Below are 19,797 nucleotides of genomic sequence, written 5' to 3' on the forward strand. Positions count from 1 at the left end.
ACCCTGGCCCCGTGAACCCTTGCGTGGAGGGCGTCCGATGAACCCCCTGGAGCTGACCGACGCCCGGCCCGGTCCCGCCTTCACGGTCACCTTCGACGGCCGCGAGATCGACGCGCTGCCCGGCCAGACCGTCGCCGCCGCGCTCTGGGCGGCCGGTGTCACCTCCTGGCGCGGCACGCGCGGCGCCGGCCGGCCGCGCGGGGTGTTCTGCGGGATCGGCGTCTGCTTCGACTGCCTGGTGACCGTCAACGGCCGCCCCAACCAACGCGCCTGCCTGGTCCCGGCACGTCCCGGCGACGCGATCCGTACGCAGGACGGGACGGGGCACGATGACTGACCGTCCCCGCCTCGCGGTGATCGGCGCGGGCCCGGCGGGCCTCGCGGCGACACTGGCGGCCGCCGCCGAGGGCGTCCGGGTCACCCTCGTCGACTCCGCCCCTCAGGCGGGCGGCCAGTTCTACCGGCAGCCCGCGTCCGGGCTCGGCGCCCGCCGCCCGCAGGCGCTGCATCACCAGTGGCGCACCTGGCGGCGACTGCGCGCGGGCCTCGACCGGCAGCTCACGGCGGGCCACGTCACGCACCTGACGGACCATCACGTCTGGTGCGTGGAACGGCACCCCGTCGGCATCACCGTGCACGCGCTGCGCGGTCCGCTCCAGGAGGACGGCGTGACGGTGGACGCCGACGCGGTCGTCCTCGCCACCGGCGGCTACGAGAAGGTGCTGCCGTTCCCCGGCTGGACGCTCCCGGGTGTGGTCACGGCGGGCGGCGCCCAGGCCATGCTCAAGGGCGGGCTCGTGCTGCCCGGACGCACGGCCGTGGTCGCCGGGACCGGGCCGCTGCTGCTGCCCGTGGCGACCGGGCTGGCCGCGGCGGGCACGCGGGTCGCGGCACTGGTCGAGTCCGCCGACCCGAAGGCCCTCGTACGCCACTCCCGCGCCCTGGCCGCGTTGCCGGTCAAGCTCGCCGAAGGTGCCGGATACGCGGCCCGGCTGCTGCTGCGCCACCGAGTCCCCCTGCTGGCCCGCCACACGGTGGTGGAGGCACACGGCGACGACCGGCTGGACGCCGTGACGGTCGCCGCCCTCGACGCCGGGGGCCGGGTCCGTCCGGGCACCCGGCGCCGTATCGCCTGCGACACGCTCGCCGTCGGCCACGGCATGCTGCCGCACACCGACCTCGCCGCCACCCTGGGCTGCCGCCTCGACGGGGTCGCCGTGGAAGTGGACGACGAACAGCGCACCGACGTGCCCGGCGTGTGGGCGGCGGGCGAAGCCACCGGCATCGGCGGCGCCGACCTCGCGCTCGCCGAGGGACACATCGCGGGCCGCTCCGCCGCCGCACGGCTGACCGGCCGGCGGCCCGACGCGCGGACGTGGACCGGGGCGGCGCGGAGCCGGGCGGCACTGCGCGGGTTCTTCGCCGCGCTGGACTCGGTGTACGCGCCGCCCGCGCACTGGACCGAGCAGGTCACCGACGACACGCTGGTCTGCCGCTGCGAGGAGGTGCCGGCGTGCGCCGTCCGGGCGGCCGTGCGCGAGCTCGGCGCCGGTGACGTACGGACCGTGAAGCTGCTCACCCGCGCCGGGATGGGCTGGTGCCAGGGCCGGATGTGCGGGCCCGCCGTCGCCGCCCTCACCGGCTGCCCCCCGACCCCGGCCCGCACACCGTTCGCCAGGCCGGTGCCGCTCGGCGTGCTGGCCGGGCAGGGCCGCGACACCCAGACCGGACCACCCGACAACCCGCCGGACGGGAAGGACCCCCATGACGACTGACCAGCACCGCCCCTGGCGCGGCGTCCTCGTCGCCACCGCGCTCCCGCTCACCGCCGACCTGTCCGTGGACTACGAGGCGTTCGCCGAGCACTGCGCCTGGCTCGTGGCGAACGGCTGTGACGGTGTCGTACCGAACGGCTCGCTCGGCGAGTACCAGGTCCTCACCCCCGAGGAGCGCGCCAGGGTCGTCGAGACCGCCGTCGCCGCGGTCGGCGGCGAGCGCGTGATGCCCGGGGTCGCCGCCTACGGTGCGGCCGAGGCCCGACGGTGGGCCGAACAGGCGCGCGACGCGGGCTGCGGCGCGGTGATGCTGCTGCCGCCCAACGCCTACCGTGCCGACGAGCGGTCCGTCCTCGCGCACTACGCGGAGGTCGCCCGGGCCGGCCTGCCCGTCGTGGCCTACAACAACCCGATCGACACCAAGGTCGACCTCGTACCGGAGCTGCTCGCGAGGCTGCACGGCGAGGGGCTGATCCGGGGCGTCAAGGAGTTCTCCGGCGACGTCCGGCGGGCGTACCGCATCGCCGAACTCGCCCCGGAACTGGACCTGTTGATCGGCGCCGACGACGTCGCGCTGGAGCTGGCGATCGCGGGCGCCAAGGGCTGGGTGGCCGGGTATCCGAACGCGCTGCCGAAGGCCTCGGTCCAGTTGTACCGGGCCGCGGTGGCCGGCGACCTGGGCACCGCGCTGCCCCTGTACCGGCAGCTGCACCCGCTGCTGCGCTGGGACTCGCGCGTGGAGTTCGTGCAGGCCATCAAGGTGTCGATGGACATCGTCGGACGGTACGGCGGCCCGTGCCGGCCCCCGCGGGCGCCGCTGGCGCCGGAGCAGGAGGCGGCGGTGCGGGCGGCGACGGAGAAGGCCGTCGCGGCGGGACTGGCGTAAAGGAGGTTGGTCGTGCGCAGCACTCTCGTCCTGCACGCCGTCGACTCGCACACCGAGGGCATGCCCACCCGCGTGATCACCGGCGGGATCGGCACCATCCCCGGCGCGACCATGAACGAGCGGCGGCTGTACTTCCGGGAACACCGCGACGACATCAAGCGGTTGCTGATGAACGAGCCGCGCGGTCACGCGGCGATGAGCGGCGCAATCCTCCAGCCGCCCACCCGGCCCGACTGCGACTGGGGTGTCGTCTTCATCGAGGTCTCCGGCTATCTGCCGATGTGCGGGCACGGCACGATCGGCGTGGCGACCGTGCTGGTGGAGACCGGCATGGTCGAGGTCACCGAACCGGTCACCACCGTCCGCCTCGACACCCCGGCCGGGCTCGTGGTCGCCGAGGTCGCGGTCGAGGGCGGCGCGGCCCGCAACGTCACCCTGCGCAACGTGCCGTCCTTCTCGGTCGGCCTCGGCCGCAAGGCCACGCTCGCCGACGGGCGCACGGTGACGTACGACCTCGCGTACGGCGGCAACTTCTACGCCATCCTGCCGCTGGCGGAGTTCGGCCTGCCGTTCGACCGCGCTCGCAAGGACGACATCCTGAAGGCGGGCCTGGCGCTGATGGAGGCCGTCAACGCCGAGGAGGAGCCGGCCCATCCCGAGGACCCGTCGATCCACGGCCTGCACCATGTCCATCTGCTCGCCCCGGACGCCACCGCCCGCCACTCGCGCCACGCGATGGCGATCCACCCCGGCTGGTTCGACCGCTCCCCCTGCGGTACGGGCACCAGCGCCCGCATGGCGCAACTGCACGCCCGGGGTGAACTGCCGTTGCACACCGACTTCGTGAACGAGTCCTTCATCGGCACCCACTTCACCGGCCGTCTGCTCGGCACGACCGAGGTGGCCGGGATCCCGGCGGTGCTGCCCAGCTTCACGGGGCGGGCGTGGATCACGGGCACGGCCCAGTACCTGCTCGACCCCGACGACCCCTTCCCCGCCGGGTTCGTCCTGTGAGGAAGGAACGGCGATGACGCACCCCACGACCACCCCCGGCCTGCCCACGCTCGGCGGCAGGCGGAGCAGTTACCGCGAGCGCGTCGCCGACGCCCTGCGTGCCGCCCTGATCGCCGGTGAGCTGCGCACCGGCGAGGTCTACTCGGCGCCCGCGCTCGCCGCCCGCTTCGGGGTCTCCGCGACGCCGGTGCGCGAGGCGCTGCTGGACCTGGCCAAGGAGGGCCTGGTCGACGCGGTGCCCAACAAGGGCTTCCGGGTCACGGCCGTCTCCGAGAGACAGCTCGACGAGTACACCCACATCCGTGCGCTGATCGAGATCCCGACCACGGTCCAACTGGCCCGCACAGCCGACCCGGTGGCGCTCGCCGGGCTGCGTCCGGTCGCCGAGGAGATCGTCACCGCGGCCGTGGCCGGCGACCTGATCGCCTATGTCGAGGCCGATCTGCGGTTCCACCTCGGCCTGCTGGCCCTCGCGGGCAACGAGCACCTCGTCGAGGTGGTCCGCGACCTGCGCCGCCGCGCCCGCCTGTACGGCCTGACCGCACTCGTGGAGCAGGGCCGGCTCCAGGCGTCGGCCGAGGAGCACCTGGAACTCCTCGACGCCCTGCTCGCCCGCGACGAGCGGGCCGTGCACGCCGTCATGACCCGCCATCTGGGCCATGTCCGCGGCCTGTGGGCCGCACCGCAACCCGAGCAGCGGCCGGCGCCGCACGCGTGAGAGCGGTCACACCCCGGCGTAGTACGGAATCCGCCGCCCCTTCAAGGCCCACCCGGAGAGGGCAAGGTCACAGCCGTGCCCTCTGCTGCTCCTTTGTCCACCTGGCCTAGCATCCGAGCATGACGGTCCTGCCCGACGACGGGCTTACTCTGGCCGCCGAGTTCTCCGACGCGACCCGTGAGCAGTGGCAGCGCCTTGTGGCGGGCGTACTGCGCAAGTCGGGCAAGGACGTCGAGGGCACGGCCGCCGAGGACGCCCTGGCCACCACGCTGGAGGACGGACTCCGCGTCCGCCCCCTGTACACCGCCCACGATGCCGCGCCCGAGCCCGGCCTCCCCGGTTTCGCACCCTTTGTACGGGGCGCCCGGGCCGAGGGGAACACCCTCGGCGGCTGGGACGTACGGCAGCGGCACGCGACCGTCGACGGCGGCGCGGTCCTCGCCGACCTGGAGAACGGCGTCACCTCGCTCTGGCTGGTCGTCGGCGAGAGCGGCCTGCCGGTGTCGTCGCTCGGCCGGGTCCTCGACGGCGTCTATCTCGACCTGGCACCCGTGGTCCTCGACGCCGGACGCGAGGTCGAGGACGCGGCGCGGGAGTTGCTGCGACTGTACGAGGAGCGGGGCGTCGCCGGTGAGGCGGCGCGCGGCAACCTGGGCGCCGACCCGCTGGGGTTCGAGGCCCGCACGGGGCAGTCGTACGACTTCTCGGTCGTGGCCGGGCTCGCGCGCCGGTGCGCCGACGAGTTCCCGGGGCTGCGGGCGCTGACCGTGGACGCGCTGCCGTACCACGAGGCCGGTGGCTCGGCGGCGCAGGAACTGGGGTGCTCGCTGGCGACCGGAGTCGCGTATCTGCGGGCGCTGACCGAAGCGGGCCTGAGCGTCGAACAGGCCTGCGGGCAGCTGGAGTTCCGGTACGCGGCCACCGCCGACCAGTTCCTGACGATCGCCAAGCTGCGGGCGGCCCGCAGGCTGTGGGCGCGGGTCGCCGAGGTGTGCGGCGGGCCCGGGGCGCAGGTGCAGCACGTCGTGACCTCGCCGGTGATGATGACGCGCCGCGACCCGTGGGTGAACATGCTGCGCACCACCGTGGCGACGCTGGCCGCCGGTGTCGGCGGCGCCGACGCCGTGACCGTACTGCCGTTCGACCACGCGCTGGGCCTGCCGGACGCCTTCGCACGCCGGATCGCCCGCAACACCTCCACGATCCTCATCGAGGAGTCGCACCTGTCCCGGGTGATCGACCCGGCGGGCGGCTCCTGGTACGTGGAGCGGCTCACCGACGAACTCGCCCACGCGGGCTGGGAGTTCTTCCGCACGATCGAGCGCGCGGGCGGTCAGGAAGCCGCCCTGCGCTCGGGGATGGTCCGCGAGCGGCTCGCCGAGACCTGGGCCGCGCGCGGCGCGAAGCTCGCCAAGCGCCGCGAACCCGTCACCGGCGTCAGCGAGTTCCCGCACCTGGCCGAGAAGCCCGTCGTCCGCGAGCCCGCCCCCGAGCCGCCCACCGGCGGCCTGCCCCGGGTCCGCCGCGACGACGCCTACGAGGCGCTGCGCGCCCGCTCCGACGCCCACCTCGCCGCGACCGGCTCCCGCCCCCGGATCTTCCTGGCCACCCTCGGCCCGGCCGCCGCCCACACCGCGCGCGCCACCTTCGCCGCGAACCTCTTCCAGGCGGGCGGCATCGAGCCCGTCACGGAGGGCACCTTCGAGCAGAGCGGGGCGAGCGAGGCCTGCCTGTGCTCCAGCGACGAGCTGTACGCGGAGCAGGCCGAGGACCACGCCCGCGAGCTGACGGCGGCGGGCGCCACGCACGTGTTCCTCGCGGGGAAGCCGGGGCAGTACACGGGTGTCGACAGTTACGTCTTCGCGGGCTGTGACGCGGTCGCCGTGCTCTCCGCGACCCTCGACCGGATGGGAGTGTCCTGATGTCCGTCCCCGACTTCTCCGGGATCGAGCTGGGGACCCCGGCCACCGACGGCGGCACCGACGAGTGGCGTACGGCGGTGAAGAAGGCGGCCGCCGGCGACGACCTGCTCTGGGAGACCCCGGAGGGCATCGCGGTCAAGCCGCTCTACACCGGGCAGGACCTGGAGGGCCTGGACTTCCTGGACACCTACCCGGGCATCGCGCCGTATCTGCGCGGCCCGTACCCGACGATGTACGTCAACCAGCCCTGGACGATCCGCCAGTACGCGGGCTTCTCCACCGCCGAGGAGTCCAACGCGTTCTACCGGCGCAACCTGGCGGCCGGTCAGAAGGGCCTTTCGGTCGCCTTCGACCTGCCCACGCACCGGGGTTACGACAGCGACCACCCGCGCGTGACCGGTGACGTCGGCATGGCGGGCGTGGCGATCGACTCGATCTACGACATGCGGCAGCTCTTCGACGGCATCCCGCTGGACAAGATGACCGTGTCGATGACGATGAACGGCGCCGTGCTGCCGGTGCTGGCGCTGTACATCGTGGCGGCCGAGGAGCAGGGCGTACCGCCCGAGAAGCTGGCGGGGACCATTCAGAACGACATCCTCAAGGAGTTCATGGTCCGCAACACGTACATCTATCCGCCGAAGCCGTCGATGCGGATCATCTCCGACATCTTCGCCTTCACCTCGCAGCGGATGCCCCGCTACAACTCCATCTCCATCTCCGGCTACCACATCCAGGAGGCGGGCGCGACGGCCGACCTGGAGCTGGCGTACACCCTCGCCGACGGCGTGGAGTACATCCGGGCCGGACGTGAGGCGGGCCTGGACGTGGACGCGTTCGCGCCCCGGCTGTCGTTCTTCTGGGCGATCGGCATGAACTTCTTCATGGAGGTCGCCAAGCTGCGCGCGGCCCGCCTGCTGTGGGCGAAGCTGGTGAAGCAGTTCAACCCGAAGAACACCAAGTCCCTCTCCCTGCGCACCCATTCGCAGACCTCCGGCTGGTCGCTGACCGCGCAGGACGTGTTCAACAACGTCACGCGTACGTGCGTGGAGGCGATGGCGGCCACCCAGGGCCACACCCAGTCGCTGCACACCAACGCCCTGGACGAGGCGCTCGCGCTGCCCACCGACTTCTCCGCGCGGATCGCCCGCAACACCCAGCTGCTCATCCAGCAGGAGTCCGGCACCACGCGCGTGATCGACCCGTGGGGCGGCAGTGCCTACGTCGAGAAGCTGACGTACGACCTGGCCCGCCGTGCCTGGCAGCACATCCAGGAGGTCGAGCAGGCGGGCGGCATGGCGCAGGCCATCGACGCGGGCATCCCGAAGCTGCGGGTCGAGGAGGCCGCGGCCCGCACCCAGGCCCGGATCGACTCCGGACGCCAGCCGGTCATCGGAGTCAACAAGTACCGCGTCGACAGCGACGAGCAGATCGAGGTGCTCAAGGTCGACAACTCCTCGGTGCGCGCCCAGCAGATCGAGAAGCTGCGGCGGCTGCGCGAGGAACGGGACGAGACCGCCTGCCGGGACGCGCTGGACGCGCTGACCCGGGCCGCCGGGGGCGACGGCAACCTGCTGGAGCTGGCAGTGAACGCGGCCCGCGCCAAGGCGACCGTCGGGGAGATCTCGGACGCCCTGGAGAAGGTGTACGGACGGCACGCGAGCCAGATCCGTACGATCTCCGGCGTGTACCGCAACGAAGCCGGTGAGTCCCCGTCCGTGGACCGCACCCGCGCCCTGGTGAACGCCTTCGAGGAGGCCGAGGGCCGCCGTCCGCGCATCCTGGTCGCCAAGATGGGCCAGGACGGCCACGACCGCGGCCAGAAGGTGATCGCGACCGCGTTCGCCGACCTGGGCTTCGACGTGGACGTCGGCCCGCTGTTCCAGACCCCGGCCGAGGTGGCCCGCCAGGCCGTCGAGGCGGACGTGCACATCGTCGGGGTGTCCTCGCTGGCCGCCGGCCACCTCACCCTCGTACCGGCGCTGCGCGAGGCGCTGGCCGAGGAGGGCCGCGAGGACATCATGATCGTGGTCGGCGGGGTGATCCCGCCGCAGGACGTGCCGACGCTGCTGGAGATGGGCGCGACGGCCGTGTTCCCGCCCGGGACGGTGATCCCGGACGCGGCCCACGACCTGGTCGAGCGGCTGGCGGACGGCCTCGGGCACGAACTGTGATCGATCTCGACGCGTATGTGAAGGGCGTGCTCGACGGGAAGCGGGCGATCGTGGCGCGCGCGATCACGCTCGTCGAGTCCACCCGGCCGCAACACCGGGTGCTGGCCCAGCAGTTGCTGACCGAACTGCTGCCGTACAGCGGCAAGGCGCGGCGGATCGGCGTCAGCGGGGTGCCGGGGGTCGGGAAGTCGACGTTCATCGACGCGTTCGGCACCCTGCTGACCGGGCTCGGCCACCGGGTCGCCGTGCTCGCCGTCGACCCGTCGTCGAGCCGGACCGGAGGCTCGATCCTGGGCGACAAGACGCGCATGGAGCGGCTGGCCGTGGACCCGGCGGCCTTCGTGCGCCCCTCCCCCACGGCCGGCACGCTCGGCGGCGTCGCCAAGGCCACCCGTGAGTCGATCGTGGTGATGGAGGCGGCGGGCTACGACGTGGTCCTCGTCGAGACGGTCGGCGTGGGCCAGTCGGAGACCGCCGTCGCCAACATGGTCGACTCGTTCCTGCTGCTCACCCTCGCCCGCACCGGCGACCAGCTGCAGGGCATCAAGAAGGGCGTCCTGGAACTGGCTGACGTGATCGCCGTCAACAAGGCGGACGGCCCGCACGAGCGCGACGCGCGGGCGGCGGCACGCGAGCTGTCGGGCGCACTGCGGCTGATGCACGGCAGGGACGCCGCCTGGACCCCGCCCGTGCTGCACTGCAGCGCCCGCGAGTCGACCGGCCTGGACACCGTCTGGGAGCGCCTCGAACAGCACCGCACGCTGCTCGACTCCACCGGCCGCCTCGCCGCCAAGCGCCGCGACCAGCAGGTCGACTGGACCTGGACCATGGTCCGCGACGACCTGCTGGGCCGCCTGCATGCCCACCCGGCGGTACGCGCCCTCGCGCCCGCCCTCGAACAGCAGGTGAGGGACGGTGAGTTGACGGCGACGCTGGCGGCGGAGCGGATCCTGGGGGCGTTCGAGGGCAAGGACGACCCGACGGAATGACCTCGCTCAGGCGCCCGGTCGCTCCGGTGCCGCCGGCGGCTCGGTGGGCGACGGCGCGGGCGGGCCGAAGAGGACGGCCCGGGCCACGGGCGCGGCGAACAGGGCGCTGACGGGCGCGGAGAGGGTCAGCACGGAGCGGAACGCGCGCCCCACGACCGGGTCGCCGGGGGATCGCTCCTGGACCCGGCCCAGATACCAGCCGGCGACACGGTCCGCGGGCCCGCCGGCGACCGCGTTGCCGACCGCGCCGGGCATCGCGCGGTCCGCCCCGGCGGAGATGTCCCACGCCTGCCGGGACGCCGCGAGGAGCGCCCGGAGCACGCGCCGCGTCGTGGGTGCCCGGCGTGGATCGGCCAGCGCGTCGCGCAGGGCGACCGCGCTCATCGCGGCGACGGCCATGCCCTGCCCGTAGATCGGGTTGAAGGTGCACAGGGCGTCGCCGGTGGCGAGGAATCCGGCCGGTCGGCGGCCGGACAGGTCGTAGCGGCGGCGGATGTTCGCGGTCCGCCGGTAGCCGAACGCCGGCGTGAGCGGTTCGGCCTCGTCCAGCCACCGGTGCAGGAGCGGATGCGGCAGCCTCTTGGTGTACGTCACGAACTCGTCGTCGTCCGTGGGCGGTTCGTCGCCGCGCAGCCCGGAGACGATGACCAGATGGCTGCCGTCCTCCAACGGCAGCGCACCGCCGCCGTGCACCTGGTCGGGGTTGGGATAGACGAAGTAGCCGAGGGCCTCGCCGTCGAGGACGCCGCTGCTGCCGCGGTAGACGCGGGAGGCGTAGGCGAGCCCGGTGTCGATGGTCTCCTCGTGCGGGGCCTCGGCGCCGATCGCCGCGAGCCACTGCGGAGCCTTGGTGCCGCTGCCGGAGGCGTCGACGACCAGGTCGGCCTCAAGGGCCCGGGGCTCTGCGCGGCTGTCGCCGGAGCGGTCCCGCAGCAGCACGCCCCGCACGCGCGAGGCGTCGCCGAGGAGCCCGACGACGTCGGTCCCCTGCACCGCGCTGATCACCGGATTGGCGAGAACCCGCCGCCGCACGAGCTCTTCGAGCTGCGCGCGGGACCCGGTGTAGATGTGCGTCGTGGTGGGCGACCGGCGGATCCAGCGGCCGTCCTGCCACAGCACCATGTCGGCCGGCATGCCCACCCGTGGTGCCCCCGCCGCCCGCAGCTCCGTCAGGAAGCCCGGCAGCAGCGACTCCAGGGCCACCTGCCCGCCCTCCAGGAGGACATGCGGATGCCGCGCCTGCGGTACGCCGGGCCGCGCCTTCGTGCCGTCCGGGAACCGGTCGCGCTCGACGACGGTCACCCGGTCGGCGTGCCCGGCCAGGACGTGCGCCGCGAGGAGCCCCGCGACGCTTCCGCCCACGACGACCGCGTGCCGGCCGCCCCGGCCACCTGTTTCTCCCGCAGAGTTCACAGACTCACTCCCCTGGTCGCCGCATCCTGAGAGGCACCAGTATCCGGCGTCCGGGGGCGAGTTGACCGAGTTTCGGCCCTGCCCCGCGTCAGTCCTCGTCCGGCGTCAGCCGCAACGAGATGCTGTTGATGCAGTACCGCTGATCCGTCGGCGTCGGATACCCCTCACCCTCGAACACATGTCCGAGGTGCGAACCGCACCGCGCGCACCGCACCTCGGTGCGCACCATGCCGTGCGAGCGGTCCTCCACCAGCTCCACCGCGTCGCTGTCCCTGGGGTCGTAGAAGGACGGCCAGCCGCAGTGCGACTCGAACTTGGTGTCCGAGGTGAACAGCTCGGCACCACAGGCGCGGCACGCGTACACGCCCTTGGTCTTGGTGTCGGTGTACTCACCGGTGAACGCGGGCTCCGTCGCGGCCTGGCGCAGCACGGCGTACTCGGCCGGCGTCAGCTCCACGCGCCACTGCTCGTCCGGCTTCTCGACGTCGTACGACATGGGTGTCAGCCCCTCACTTCGACAGGCGGTCCAGAATGCGCGGTCCGAGGTCGGTGACATCGCCCGCGCCCATGGTGAGAACGAGATCACCGGCCCCGGCCATTCCCGCCACCACCTGGGGAACCTCGCCCTTGTCGTGCACCGCCGTCACGTCCGCGCCCGCCGCCCGGGCCGCCTCGATGATCAGCTCGCTGGTCACGCCCGGGATCGGGTCCTCACGGGCCGGGTAGATGTCCAGCACCACGGAGGCGTCCGCGAGGGCGAGGGACTGGCCCATCTCCTTGCCCAGCTCCTGCGTCCGCGAGAACAGGTGCGGCTGGAAGACCACCAGGATCCGCGCGTCGCCGGCCGCCGCCCGCATCGCCTCCAGGTCCGCGGTCATCTCGGTCGGGTGGTGGGCGTAGGAGTCGATCACCTGCACCCCGGCCGCCTCGCCCTTCAGCTGCAGCCGCCGCTTCACGCCGGTGTACGCCGCCAGCGCCGGCGCCAGCTCCGTGGCGGGGATCCCGAGGGCCGCTCCGGCCGCGAGGGCGGCGACCGCGTTGTGGGCGTAGTGCCGGCCGGGGACCGAGACCGCGAAGGTGAGCTCGCGGCCCTCCAGCAGGACGGTGACCTCGCTCTTCAGCCCCTGCGGCACGACCGACAGCACCCGCACGTCGGCGTCGTCCGCCGCGCCGTACGTCACGACCTTGACGCCGGAGGCCGCCACCCGCCGGGTCAGCTCCCGCGCGCCCTCGTGGTCCGCCGAGATCACCAGGGTGCCGCCGGGCACGATGCGGCCGACGAAGGTCTCGAAGGACTCGTAGATCTCGTCCATCGACGCGTAGTTGGCGTGGTGGTCGAGCTCCACGTTGAGGACGATGGCGACCTCGGGCGCGTACTTGTGGAAGCTGCGGTCGCTCTCGTCCGCCTCGGCGACGAAGATGTCGCCCTCGCCGTGCAGCGCGTTGGAACCGGGCGCGTCCAGGTCACCACCGATCGCGTACGACGGCCGCAGCCCGAGCTCGGACAGCGACACGGCCAGCATCGAGGTGGTCGTGGTCTTGCCGTGCGTACCGGCGACCGCGATCGGCCGCAGCCCGTCCATCAGGGCGGCCAGCGCGTCGGACCGGTGGACCACCGGGATGCCCAGCTCGGCCGCGCGGGCCAGCTCGGGGTTGTCGGCCCGGATCGCCGACGACACCACCACACAGCTGGCGTCGTCCGCGAGGTGCTCCGCAGCGTGCCCGATGTGCACGGTGGCGCCGAACGCCCGCAGCGCCTCGACGGTCTCCGACTCCTTGGCATCACTGCCGGCGACCTTGGCCCCCCGCTGCGCCAGAATCTTGGCGATACCGGACATCCCGGCCCCACCGATGCCGATGAAGTGCGGTCGATCCATGGCGGTAGGAAGGCCGGGTGCCATGCGTGTTCTCCCAAGATCCGTTACGACGATCAGCGCGCCCCGGCGGGGAGGCGCGGCCCCAGCCTATTCCGTACGGCGGGGGGCGCCTTGTAAGGGGGCGGCACGGTCACGCCGCCAGGGGCGCGGGGCTGTATTCATATGCGGCTCCGCCGCGTGGGCGCGACCAGCCCCCACGCACCCCCGCACCCGCCGACACCCAGCAACCGCCCCTACACCTTGCTGTGCGAAAAAAGCTTCAGCACCGGCACCCCCACCTTGTGCCGAGCCCGAGAAGCCCAGTCCCGATGGAAGAACTCCTCGACGTAATGGGGATCCGTGAGCACGATCACCTCGTCGGCCCCGACCTCCTCCACCACCCCCTTCAGCGCGTCCAGCGGATGATCCTCGATCAGCCGCCCCTCCGCCGCACTGCCGGAGGCCCGCAGCGCCTGCAGGGACACGTCCAGCGCCCGCTGCCCCTCACTCTTCGCCGCCTCGCCCTCCGGCGTCTCCCGCTCCCGCGCCGCCTCGTCGAGCGCCCCCATCGCGAGGTCGTCGATGGCGCGCAGCAACCGGTCCGCCTGCTCGCCGCGCGGCTGGAGCAGCACATGGAAGGTGACCGACTCGTCCCCGTGCAAGGTGGTGACGAACTCCACGTCGGCGGACGTGAGGGCCTTCTCGATCATCAAAACGCTTGTGAACACAAGGCGCCCCTTCTGCTTCGAGGGCCCACGGGCCCTCTGTCCTCCGTGGGCCGTACCTGGCCCTGCGGAAACCATCCTGCCCCGCGATCGCACGGGTAGTGCGAGTCCTAGTGTGCCCGCCGAAAGCTAAACGGAACGGTAGATTCCGTCGATCTCAGGACCGACGGTAGCGGGAGAACAGAAATCCGGCCTCTTCCAGCAGGGAAACCAGTTCGAACCGCTGCGGAACCGCCACCGACGGGCCCCCGGCGATCCGCTGCGCGCCCCCCGCGGTGAGCATCGGGGAGACGGTCAGGCACAGCTCGTCGAGCACCCCGGCCGCCACCAGCTGGCCCAGCAGCCGCGGCCCGCCCTCGGTGAGCAGCCGGGTGTGGCCGAGCTCGGCGAGCGCCCGGACGGCCCGTGCGGGCTCCACGCCGACGCCGTCGCCCGCGATCACCACCCGCGCGCCGGCCTTCTCGGCCGCGGCCACCCGGTCGGGCGCCGCCGCCGCGCCGGTGAGGATCAGCGTGGGGACCACCGGTGAGGTGAACAGGGGCATCGAGAAGTCCAGGTCCAGGCTGGCGCTGACCACGGCGATCGCGGGCGCCGGGTCCTGTCCGGCGGCTTCCCGCCGCGCCGCGAACTCCGCACGCGCGCGTGCGGGGCGGTACCCCTCCTGGCGGACCGTTTCGGCACCGACCAGCACCACGTCCGCGAGTCCTCGCAGTGTGCCGAAGATCCGCATGTCGGTGGCGTTGGAGATGGGCTGCGACTTCCCGTCGTGCTGGGCGGCTCCGTCGAGCGTGGAGACCATGTTGGCCCGCAGCCACGCCACCGGCTCGCCCGGCTCCGGTTCGGGATAGGCATAGGCCTCGGCCAGCTCCGCAAGCTCCCACTCACGGCCGGCCGGATCCGCTGTCGTATCGGTCACAGGAAACAGGCGTCGCATGCCGTGCAGTGTTCCACGGGGCGGGGAACTATCCCCGTGGCCGAAACCGCCCCCGAAGCACCCCTTAGCATGGGTAAGCGTGTCCTCCTCCACCGCCGCCGGCCGAAGCCCGATAGCCGCCGAAGCCGCCCCCCTCTCCCTCTGCGCGCGCGAGCCGCACGTCCCCGCGGACCGCCTGGTGGCCGAGATGGTGCCCCCGCCCCGCTTCGACTCGGTGCGCTTCAGCACGTACATCCCGGACCCGAACCAGCCCAGCCAGACCGAGGCGGTCCAGGTCCTGGAGGGCTTCGCGGCCGGCCTCGGCCCGGCCCCCGGCGCGGGCAGGCGCGGATTCTTCGGCTTCGGCAGGGCCAGGGCACCCAAGCCCCCGGCAGGGCCCCGCGGCGTCTACCTCGACGGCGGCTACGGCGTGGGCAAGACCCACTTGCTCGCCTCCCTCTGGCACGCCACCCCGGCCGAACCCGCCCTCAAGGCGTTCGGCACGTTCGTCGAGCTGACCAACCTGGTCGGCGCCCTCGGCTTCCAGAAGACCGTGCAGACGCTCTCCGGGCACCGTCTGCTGTGCATCGACGAGTTCGAGCTGGACGACCCCGGCGACACCGTCCTGGTCTCCACCCTGCTCGGCAAGCTGGTCGACGCGGGCGTCGCGCTCGCCGCCACCTCGAACACCCTGCCGGGCAAGCTCGGCGAGGGCCGCTTCGCGGCGGCCGACTTCCTGCGCGAGATCCAGGGCCTGTCCGCCCACTTCCGCGCCCTGCGCATCGACGGCGAGGACTACCGCCACCGCGGCCTGCCCGAGGCGCCGGCGCCGTACAGCGGCGAACAGGTGACCCGGACGGCGCACGCCACCGAGGGCGCCTCGCTCGACGACTTCCCGCAGCTGCTCGACCACCTCGCCCGGGTTCACCCCAGCCGGTACGGCGCGTTGACGGACGGCGTCAAGGCAGTGTGCCTGACCGACGTGCGGCCGATTCCCGACCAGTCGACGGCGCTGCGGCTCGTGGTGCTCGCGGACCGGCTCTACGACCGTGAAGTCCCCGTCCTGGCCTCGGGGTTGCCCTTCGACCGGCTCTTCAGCGAGGAGATGCTCAAGGGCGGCTACCGGAAGAAGTACTTCCGGGCCATCTCCCGGCTGACCGCGCTGGCCCGGGACGCCCAGCGTCTGACCGAACCTCAATAACGCCACGCCGCCCCAAAGATCAAGAGGCGGATTGCGCCAGCTCACCCTCACTTTTGAGGCTCTCTTCGGTTCGAAACGCCAAGTTAACCGTGCAAACAACTTTGCAGGGTTACTGTCTTTCTTGACCAACCGTTGACCAATCGTTGGTACGGACTAGAGGTGCGCCGAACCGGAGGGAGGCTCATGTTTCCAGGTACGACGACCCGGACCCTGTTCGCGGTCCTCATCACCGTCCTGTTCGCCCTCCCGTTCTTCGCACCTCCCGCGTCCTTCGCAGCTGTGTACACGGCCCGTCACGTCGAGGCCAAAGCTCAGCCCGGAACAAACCCCTCCGGCGAGGCACTGCGTGCCGAAGGCGCCGCGGCCCACAGCTGCACGCACCCGGGGGACCCGACCGGTCCCCTGCGCATACCCGACCGCCGCCGCGCGGTCGACTCCGCGTCCTGCGCGCCCCAGTGCCCGCAGTCGGCGCGGGACAAGGGGGCCGCATCCGACGCGGTCGTGCCCAGCGCCGCGTACGACCGTATGTCGAGACCCTCGACCGCCCACTCTCCGGCCGCACTTGAGGTCTTCCGCTGCTGAGAGCAGAGCAGTCCCCCCACTTCTTGACCCTCTGTCATGCACGTCCGACGCGCCCCCACGGCGCGCCAGGAGGAATCACCACGCCATGCAGCCCCTCATCGACAACGCCCGCATGTTCGGACAGCGCCCTGAGGAGTTCGCCCAGTTCGCCAAGGGACAGTCCCCCGAGGTCCTGTTCATCACCTGCTCCGATTCCAGGGTCGTACCTGCCCTGATCACCGGCGCCCGCCCCGGCCAGCTGTTCGAGCTGCGCACCGCGGGCAACATCGTCCCCGTGTACACCTCCGCCACCCCCGCGGGGGAAGCGGCCACCATCGAGTACGCCGTGGAGGTGCTCGGCGTCCAGCACGTCGTGGTCTGCGGCCACTCGCACTGCGGCGCCGTCGGCGCGGTGGTGCGCCACGACGACCTGACGGCCGTACCCGCCGTACGCGACTGGCTCGCACACGCCGCGGACGAGCCCAAGTGCTCCGACCCCGGCGACCCGACGGTCGCCGAGGCCGTGCAGAACCACGTGCTCACTCAGCTGGAGCGACTGCGCTCCTACCCGGGCATCGCCAAGCGCCTCGACGCGGGTGAACTCCGGCTGCACGGCTGGTACTACGAGGTCCACACCGGCATCACGCGCGAACACCGCGCCGAGTCCGGCACGTTCGAGACGCTTTGAGGGAGCTGATGACCGTGCTGTCGAAGTTCCCTTACCTGAGGCAGGACTTCCTCGCCTCCATCGTCGTCTTCCTGGTGGCGGTGCCGCTGTGCGTCGGCGTGGCCGTCGCCTCCGGCGTCCCGGCGGAGCTGGGTCTGGTGACCGGCATCGTGGGCGGCATCGTCACCGGGCTCATGCCCGGCAGCAGCCTTCAGGTGTCCGGTCCGGCCGCCGGCCTGACCGTGCTGGTCTTCGAGGCCGTCAGCGAGTTCGGGGTGGCCACGCTCGGCGTGATCGTGCTGATGGCCGGCCTGCTCCAGCTCGCCATGGGCTTCCTCGGGATAGGCCGCTGGTTCAGGGCGATATCGGTCTCGGTCGTCGAGGGCATGCTCTGCGGGATCGGCCTGGTGATCATCGCCGGTCAGATCTACGCGGCGGCGGGCCTGAAGGCCCCGCAGAGCGGTATCGACAAGATCGTGGGACTGCCCGGGGCGTTCGCCGACGCGTTGGGCGACACCGAGGCCTTGGCCTCCCTCGCGATCGGCGTCGGCACCATCGCCGTCATCGTGCTGTGGAAGAAGCTGCCGAAGGCGGTGCAGTCCGTGCCGGGCGCCCTCGCGGCGGTGGTCCTGGCCACGGTGACCTCCCTCGCCTTCAGCCTGCCGGTCGCCACCGTCCAGGTGGAGGGCCTGCTCAGTGTCGTCCAGCCGCCGGGCGCCGAGGCCTTCGGTGAGCTGGCCGGGCCTGCCATCTGGGGCACCATCATCGCCTTCGCGCTGATCTCCTCCGCGGAGAGCCTGTTCAGCGCGGCGGCCGTGGACCGGCTGCACGACGGTCCGCGCACCCAGTACGACAAGGAGACGATCGCCCAGGGCACGGGCAACACCGTCTGCGGACTGCTCGGCGCCCTGCCCATGACCGCGGTCATCGTGCGCAGCTCCGCCAACGTCAACGCGGGCGCGAAGACCAAGGCCTCGCGGGTGCTGCACGGAGTGTGGCTGCTGCTGTTCGCCGCCGCGATGCCGTGGGCCCTGGCGCTGATCCCGATCCCCGCCCTGGCCGGCATCCTCGTGCACGCGGGCTGGAAGCTGATCCCGTTCCGCCAGATCGGAGCCCTGTGGCGGGGCCACAGGGGTGAGGCACTGATCCTCGTGGTCACGGCGGTGGCGATCGTCACCGTGAACATGTTCGAGGGCGTCCTGATCGGCCTCGCCCTGTCGGTCGTCAAGACCGCCTGGGCGGCCTCGCACCTGAAGATGGAGGTCATAGACAAGGGCGCCGGCCCGATCCAGGTCTACCTGTCGGGCAACGCGACCTTCCTCAGGCTGCCGAAGATACTCGACAGCCTGGAGTCACTCCCCCAGGACCGGCCCATCGTGCTGGACCTGTCCGGTCTGCACCATCTGGACCACGCGTGCCGTACGGCGCTGGACAGCTGGGCCGAGCGGCACAGCACCTCCGGCACCGAACCGGTGAAGCTCACCAGCCCCTGACCGGCGCCTTCCGCCCGGTGTCCGCTCCGTCGCCCCATGGCCCCGGACCGGACACCGGGCATATCGTTGCAGGAGCAGACATCGCGGGCCTCTGGTGAGGAGGTCGTCATGCTCGAAGATCTCCTGGCGGCGGCCGCCGCGGCCGGTTCCGTGGGTGTGGTCTACCTCGCCGCGGCGGCTCGGGTCGTCAAGCAGTACGAACGCGGAGTGGTGCTGCGCCTCGGCCGGCTCAGGGGCGAGATACGGTCGCCCGGATTCACGCTGATCATTCCGTTCGTGGACCGGCTGCACAAGGTCAACATGCAGATCGTCACGATGCCGGTGCCGGCCCAGGAGGGCATCACCCGCGACAACGTGACCGTACGCGTGGACGCCGTCGTGTACTTCAAGGTGGTCGACGCGGCGAGCGCGCTGATCAAGGTCGAGGACTACAAGTTCGCGGTCTCCCAGATGGCCCAGACGTCACTGCGTTCGATCATCGGCAAGAGCGAGCTGGACGACCTGCTGTCCAACCGCGAGAAGCTCAACGAGGGCCTGGAACTGATGATCGACAGCCCGGCCGTCGGCTGGGGCGTACAGGTGGACCGGGTCGAGATCAAGGACGTGTCGCTGCCGGAGACGATGAAGCGCTCCATGGCCCGCCAGGCCGAGGCCGACCGCGAGCGCCGGGCCCGCGTCATCAACGCCGACGCCGAACTCCAGGCGTCGAAGAAGCTCGCCGAGGCGGCCCAGCAGATGGCGAACACACCAGCCGCGCTCCAGCTGCGGCTGCTCCAGACGGTCGTGGCGGTCGCCGCCGAGAAGAACTCCACGCTGGTGCTCCCGTTCCCGGTGGAGCTGCTGCGCTTCCTGGAGAGGGCACCCCAGGTCGCGGACCACACGCACACCCACGCCCAGGACCCGAACCACCCGCCGCTTCCCACACCGGAGCCTGGCCCCACCCCGGACGCGACCCAGCAGCCCGGCCTCACCCCGGGGGTGACACAGCCACCCGCTCCCACCCCGGGCCTCACCCAGCAGCCCGGCCCCACCCCGGGGGTGACACAGCAGCCGGGCCCCACCCCGGACGCGACCCAGCAGCCCGCTCCCGCCCCGGGCCTCACCCAGCAGCCCGGCCCCACCCCGGACGCGACCCAGCAGCCCGCTCCCACCCCGGGCCTCACCCAGCAGCCCGGCCCCACCCCGGACGCGACCCAGCAGCCCGGCCCCACCCCGGACGCGACCCAGCAGCCCGGCCTCACCCCGGGGGTGACACAGCCACCCGCTCCCACCCCGGGCCTCACCCAGCAGCCCGGCCCCACCCCGGACGCGACCCAGCAGCCCGCTCCCACCCCGGGCCTCACCCAACTGCCGGGCCCCGCTCCAGGCCTCACGGCGCAGCCGGACGAAACCGCGAGCCTCACGCGGCAGTCCGACGGCAACCCGGCCCACGCACAGGAACCGCACCCCACCCCGGGCCCCACCGACGGTCCGTGACAGGTGCTACGCGC

17 protein-coding genes and 1 pseudogene are annotated in these 19,797 nt (G+C 72.5%); 13 read left to right on the forward strand and 5 right to left on the reverse strand.

Annotated elements, in window-relative coordinates:
- Positions 1–37: 37 nt before the first annotated feature.
- The 8 genes from I2W78_RS07615 (at position 38) to meaB (ending at position 9,478) form a co-directional block, all read left to right on the forward strand.
- Positions 38–337 carry a (2Fe-2S)-binding protein gene (locus I2W78_RS07615; RefSeq protein ID WP_196458069.1) on the forward strand — a complete coding sequence of 100 codons (300 nt, stop codon included), beginning with the start codon at positions 38–40 and terminating at the stop codon, positions 335–337.
- Complete coding sequence (locus I2W78_RS07620) at positions 330–1,775, forward strand: NAD(P)/FAD-dependent oxidoreductase (protein WP_196458071.1); 1,446 nt, start codon at positions 330–332, stop codon at positions 1,773–1,775. Before I2W78_RS07615 ends, I2W78_RS07620 begins: the two co-directional genes overlap by 8 nt.
- A complete protein-coding gene (locus tag I2W78_RS07625) occupies positions 1,765–2,661 on the forward strand; it encodes a dihydrodipicolinate synthase family protein (protein ID WP_196458073.1) in 897 nt (298 codons plus the stop codon). The genes I2W78_RS07620 and I2W78_RS07625 overlap by 11 nt, the downstream gene beginning before the upstream one ends.
- A 12-nt stretch (positions 2,662–2,673) precedes the next feature.
- Positions 2,674–3,675: a proline racemase family protein gene (locus I2W78_RS07630; protein WP_196458075.1), complete on the forward strand. Its 1,002-nt coding sequence runs from the start codon at positions 2,674–2,676 to the stop codon at positions 3,673–3,675.
- A 13-nt stretch (positions 3,676–3,688) separates the two neighbouring features.
- A complete protein-coding gene (locus I2W78_RS07635; RefSeq protein WP_196458077.1) occupies positions 3,689–4,393 on the forward strand; it encodes a GntR family transcriptional regulator in 705 nt (234 codons plus the stop codon).
- A gap of 119 nt (positions 4,394–4,512) precedes the next feature.
- On the forward strand, positions 4,513–6,315 hold the full coding sequence (locus I2W78_RS07640; protein WP_196458080.1) for a methylmalonyl-CoA mutase subunit beta: 1,803 nt from the start codon (positions 4,513–4,515) through the stop codon (positions 6,313–6,315).
- A complete protein-coding gene (gene scpA, locus I2W78_RS07645; RefSeq protein ID WP_196458082.1) occupies positions 6,315–8,489 on the forward strand; it encodes a methylmalonyl-CoA mutase in 2,175 nt (724 codons plus the stop codon). Before I2W78_RS07640 ends, scpA begins: the two co-directional genes overlap by 1 nt.
- A complete protein-coding gene (gene meaB, locus I2W78_RS07650; protein ID WP_196458084.1) occupies positions 8,486–9,478 on the forward strand; it encodes a methylmalonyl Co-A mutase-associated GTPase MeaB in 993 nt (330 codons plus the stop codon). Before scpA ends, meaB begins: the two co-directional genes overlap by 4 nt.
- Before the next feature lie 6 nt (positions 9,479–9,484).
- On the opposite strand, the gene I2W78_RS07655 is transcribed toward meaB, so the two are convergent.
- The 5 genes from I2W78_RS07655 to I2W78_RS07675 all read right to left on the reverse strand — a co-directional run bounded on the left by I2W78_RS07655 (position 9,485) and on the right by I2W78_RS07675 (position 14,406).
- Positions 9,485–10,840, reverse strand: coding sequence for an NAD(P)/FAD-dependent oxidoreductase (locus I2W78_RS07655; protein ID WP_196464461.1), 1,356 nt, complete (start codon positions 10,838–10,840; stop codon positions 9,485–9,487).
- A 139-nt stretch (positions 10,841–10,979) separates the two neighbouring features.
- Positions 10,980–11,387 (reverse strand): peptide-methionine (R)-S-oxide reductase MsrB, encoded by a 408-nt coding sequence (msrB, locus tag I2W78_RS07660; protein ID WP_196458086.1) that lies wholly within the window; start codon positions 11,385–11,387, stop codon positions 10,980–10,982.
- A gap of 13 nt (positions 11,388–11,400) precedes the next feature.
- On the reverse strand, positions 11,401–12,792 hold the full coding sequence (gene murC / locus I2W78_RS07665) for a UDP-N-acetylmuramate--L-alanine ligase (RefSeq protein WP_196458088.1): 1,392 nt from the start codon (positions 12,790–12,792) through the stop codon (positions 11,401–11,403).
- Positions 12,793–13,001: 209 nt separating this feature from the next.
- Complete coding sequence (locus I2W78_RS07670; protein ID WP_196458090.1) at positions 13,002–13,475, reverse strand: indole-3-glycerol phosphate synthase; 474 nt, start codon at positions 13,473–13,475, stop codon at positions 13,002–13,004.
- A 154-nt stretch (positions 13,476–13,629) separates the two neighbouring features.
- Entirely contained in the window at positions 13,630–14,406 is a 777-nt protein-coding gene (locus I2W78_RS07675; protein ID WP_196458092.1) for a pyrimidine reductase family protein, read from the reverse strand.
- Between the two features lie 79 nt (positions 14,407–14,485).
- Between I2W78_RS07675 and zapE the strand changes: the two genes are divergently transcribed.
- The 5 genes and pseudogenes from zapE to I2W78_RS07700 all read left to right on the forward strand — a co-directional run.
- Positions 14,486–15,586: a cell division protein ZapE gene (gene zapE / locus I2W78_RS07680; protein ID WP_196458094.1), complete on the forward strand. Its 1,101-nt coding sequence runs from the start codon at positions 14,486–14,488 to the stop codon at positions 15,584–15,586.
- Between the two features lie 183 nt (positions 15,587–15,769).
- Entirely contained in the window at positions 15,770–16,168 is a 399-nt protein-coding gene (locus I2W78_RS07685) for a hypothetical protein (RefSeq protein ID WP_196458095.1), read from the forward strand.
- 85 nt (positions 16,169–16,253) lie between these two features.
- Entirely contained in the window at positions 16,254–16,835 is a 582-nt protein-coding gene (locus I2W78_RS07690) for a carbonic anhydrase (RefSeq protein ID WP_196458097.1), read from the forward strand.
- A gap of 8 nt (positions 16,836–16,843) precedes the next feature.
- Complete coding sequence (locus I2W78_RS07695) at positions 16,844–18,307, forward strand: SulP family inorganic anion transporter (RefSeq protein WP_196458099.1); 1,464 nt, start codon at positions 16,844–16,846, stop codon at positions 18,305–18,307.
- 108 nt (positions 18,308–18,415) lie between these two features.
- Positions 18,416–19,175, forward strand: a pseudogene (locus tag I2W78_RS07700) (slipin family protein); the annotation flags it as partial.
- Positions 19,176–19,797: the final 622 nt, after the last annotated feature.

Source organism: Streptomyces spinoverrucosus, from assembly GCF_015712165.1.
In the GTDB taxonomy this organism is placed as follows: domain Bacteria; phylum Actinomycetota; class Actinomycetes; order Streptomycetales; family Streptomycetaceae; genus Streptomyces; species Streptomyces spinoverrucosus_A.

Excerpts from the sequence above, each read along its gene's own strand:
- I2W78_RS07615 (WP_196458069.1), top strand. The coding sequence starts at position 38 with ATGAACCCCCTGGAGCTGACCGACGCCCGGCCCGGTCCCGCCTTCACG.
- I2W78_RS07620 (WP_196458071.1), top strand. The coding sequence starts at position 330 with ATGACTGACCGTCCCCGCCTCGCGGTGATCGGCGCGGGCCCGGCGGGC.
- I2W78_RS07625 (WP_196458073.1), top strand. The coding sequence starts at position 1,765 with ATGACGACTGACCAGCACCGCCCCTGGCGCGGCGTCCTCGTCGCCACC.
- I2W78_RS07635 (WP_196458077.1), top strand. The coding sequence starts at position 3,689 with ATGACGCACCCCACGACCACCCCCGGCCTGCCCACGCTCGGCGGCAGG.
- I2W78_RS07640 (WP_196458080.1), top strand. The coding sequence starts at position 4,513 with ATGACGGTCCTGCCCGACGACGGGCTTACTCTGGCCGCCGAGTTCTCC.
- scpA (WP_196458082.1), top strand. The coding sequence starts at position 6,315 with ATGTCCGTCCCCGACTTCTCCGGGATCGAGCTGGGGACCCCGGCCACC.
- msrB (WP_196458086.1), bottom strand. The coding sequence starts at position 11,387 with ATGTCGTACGACGTCGAGAAGCCGGACGAGCAGTGGCGCGTGGAGCTG.
- murC (WP_196458088.1), bottom strand. The coding sequence starts at position 12,792 with ATGGCACCCGGCCTTCCTACCGCCATGGATCGACCGCACTTCATCGGC.
- I2W78_RS07675 (WP_196458092.1), bottom strand. The coding sequence starts at position 14,406 with ATGCGACGCCTGTTTCCTGTGACCGATACGACAGCGGATCCGGCCGGC.
- I2W78_RS07685 (WP_196458095.1), top strand. The coding sequence starts at position 15,770 with ATGTTTCCAGGTACGACGACCCGGACCCTGTTCGCGGTCCTCATCACC.
- I2W78_RS07690 (WP_196458097.1), top strand. The coding sequence starts at position 16,254 with ATGCAGCCCCTCATCGACAACGCCCGCATGTTCGGACAGCGCCCTGAG.
- I2W78_RS07695 (WP_196458099.1), top strand. The coding sequence starts at position 16,844 with ATGACCGTGCTGTCGAAGTTCCCTTACCTGAGGCAGGACTTCCTCGCC.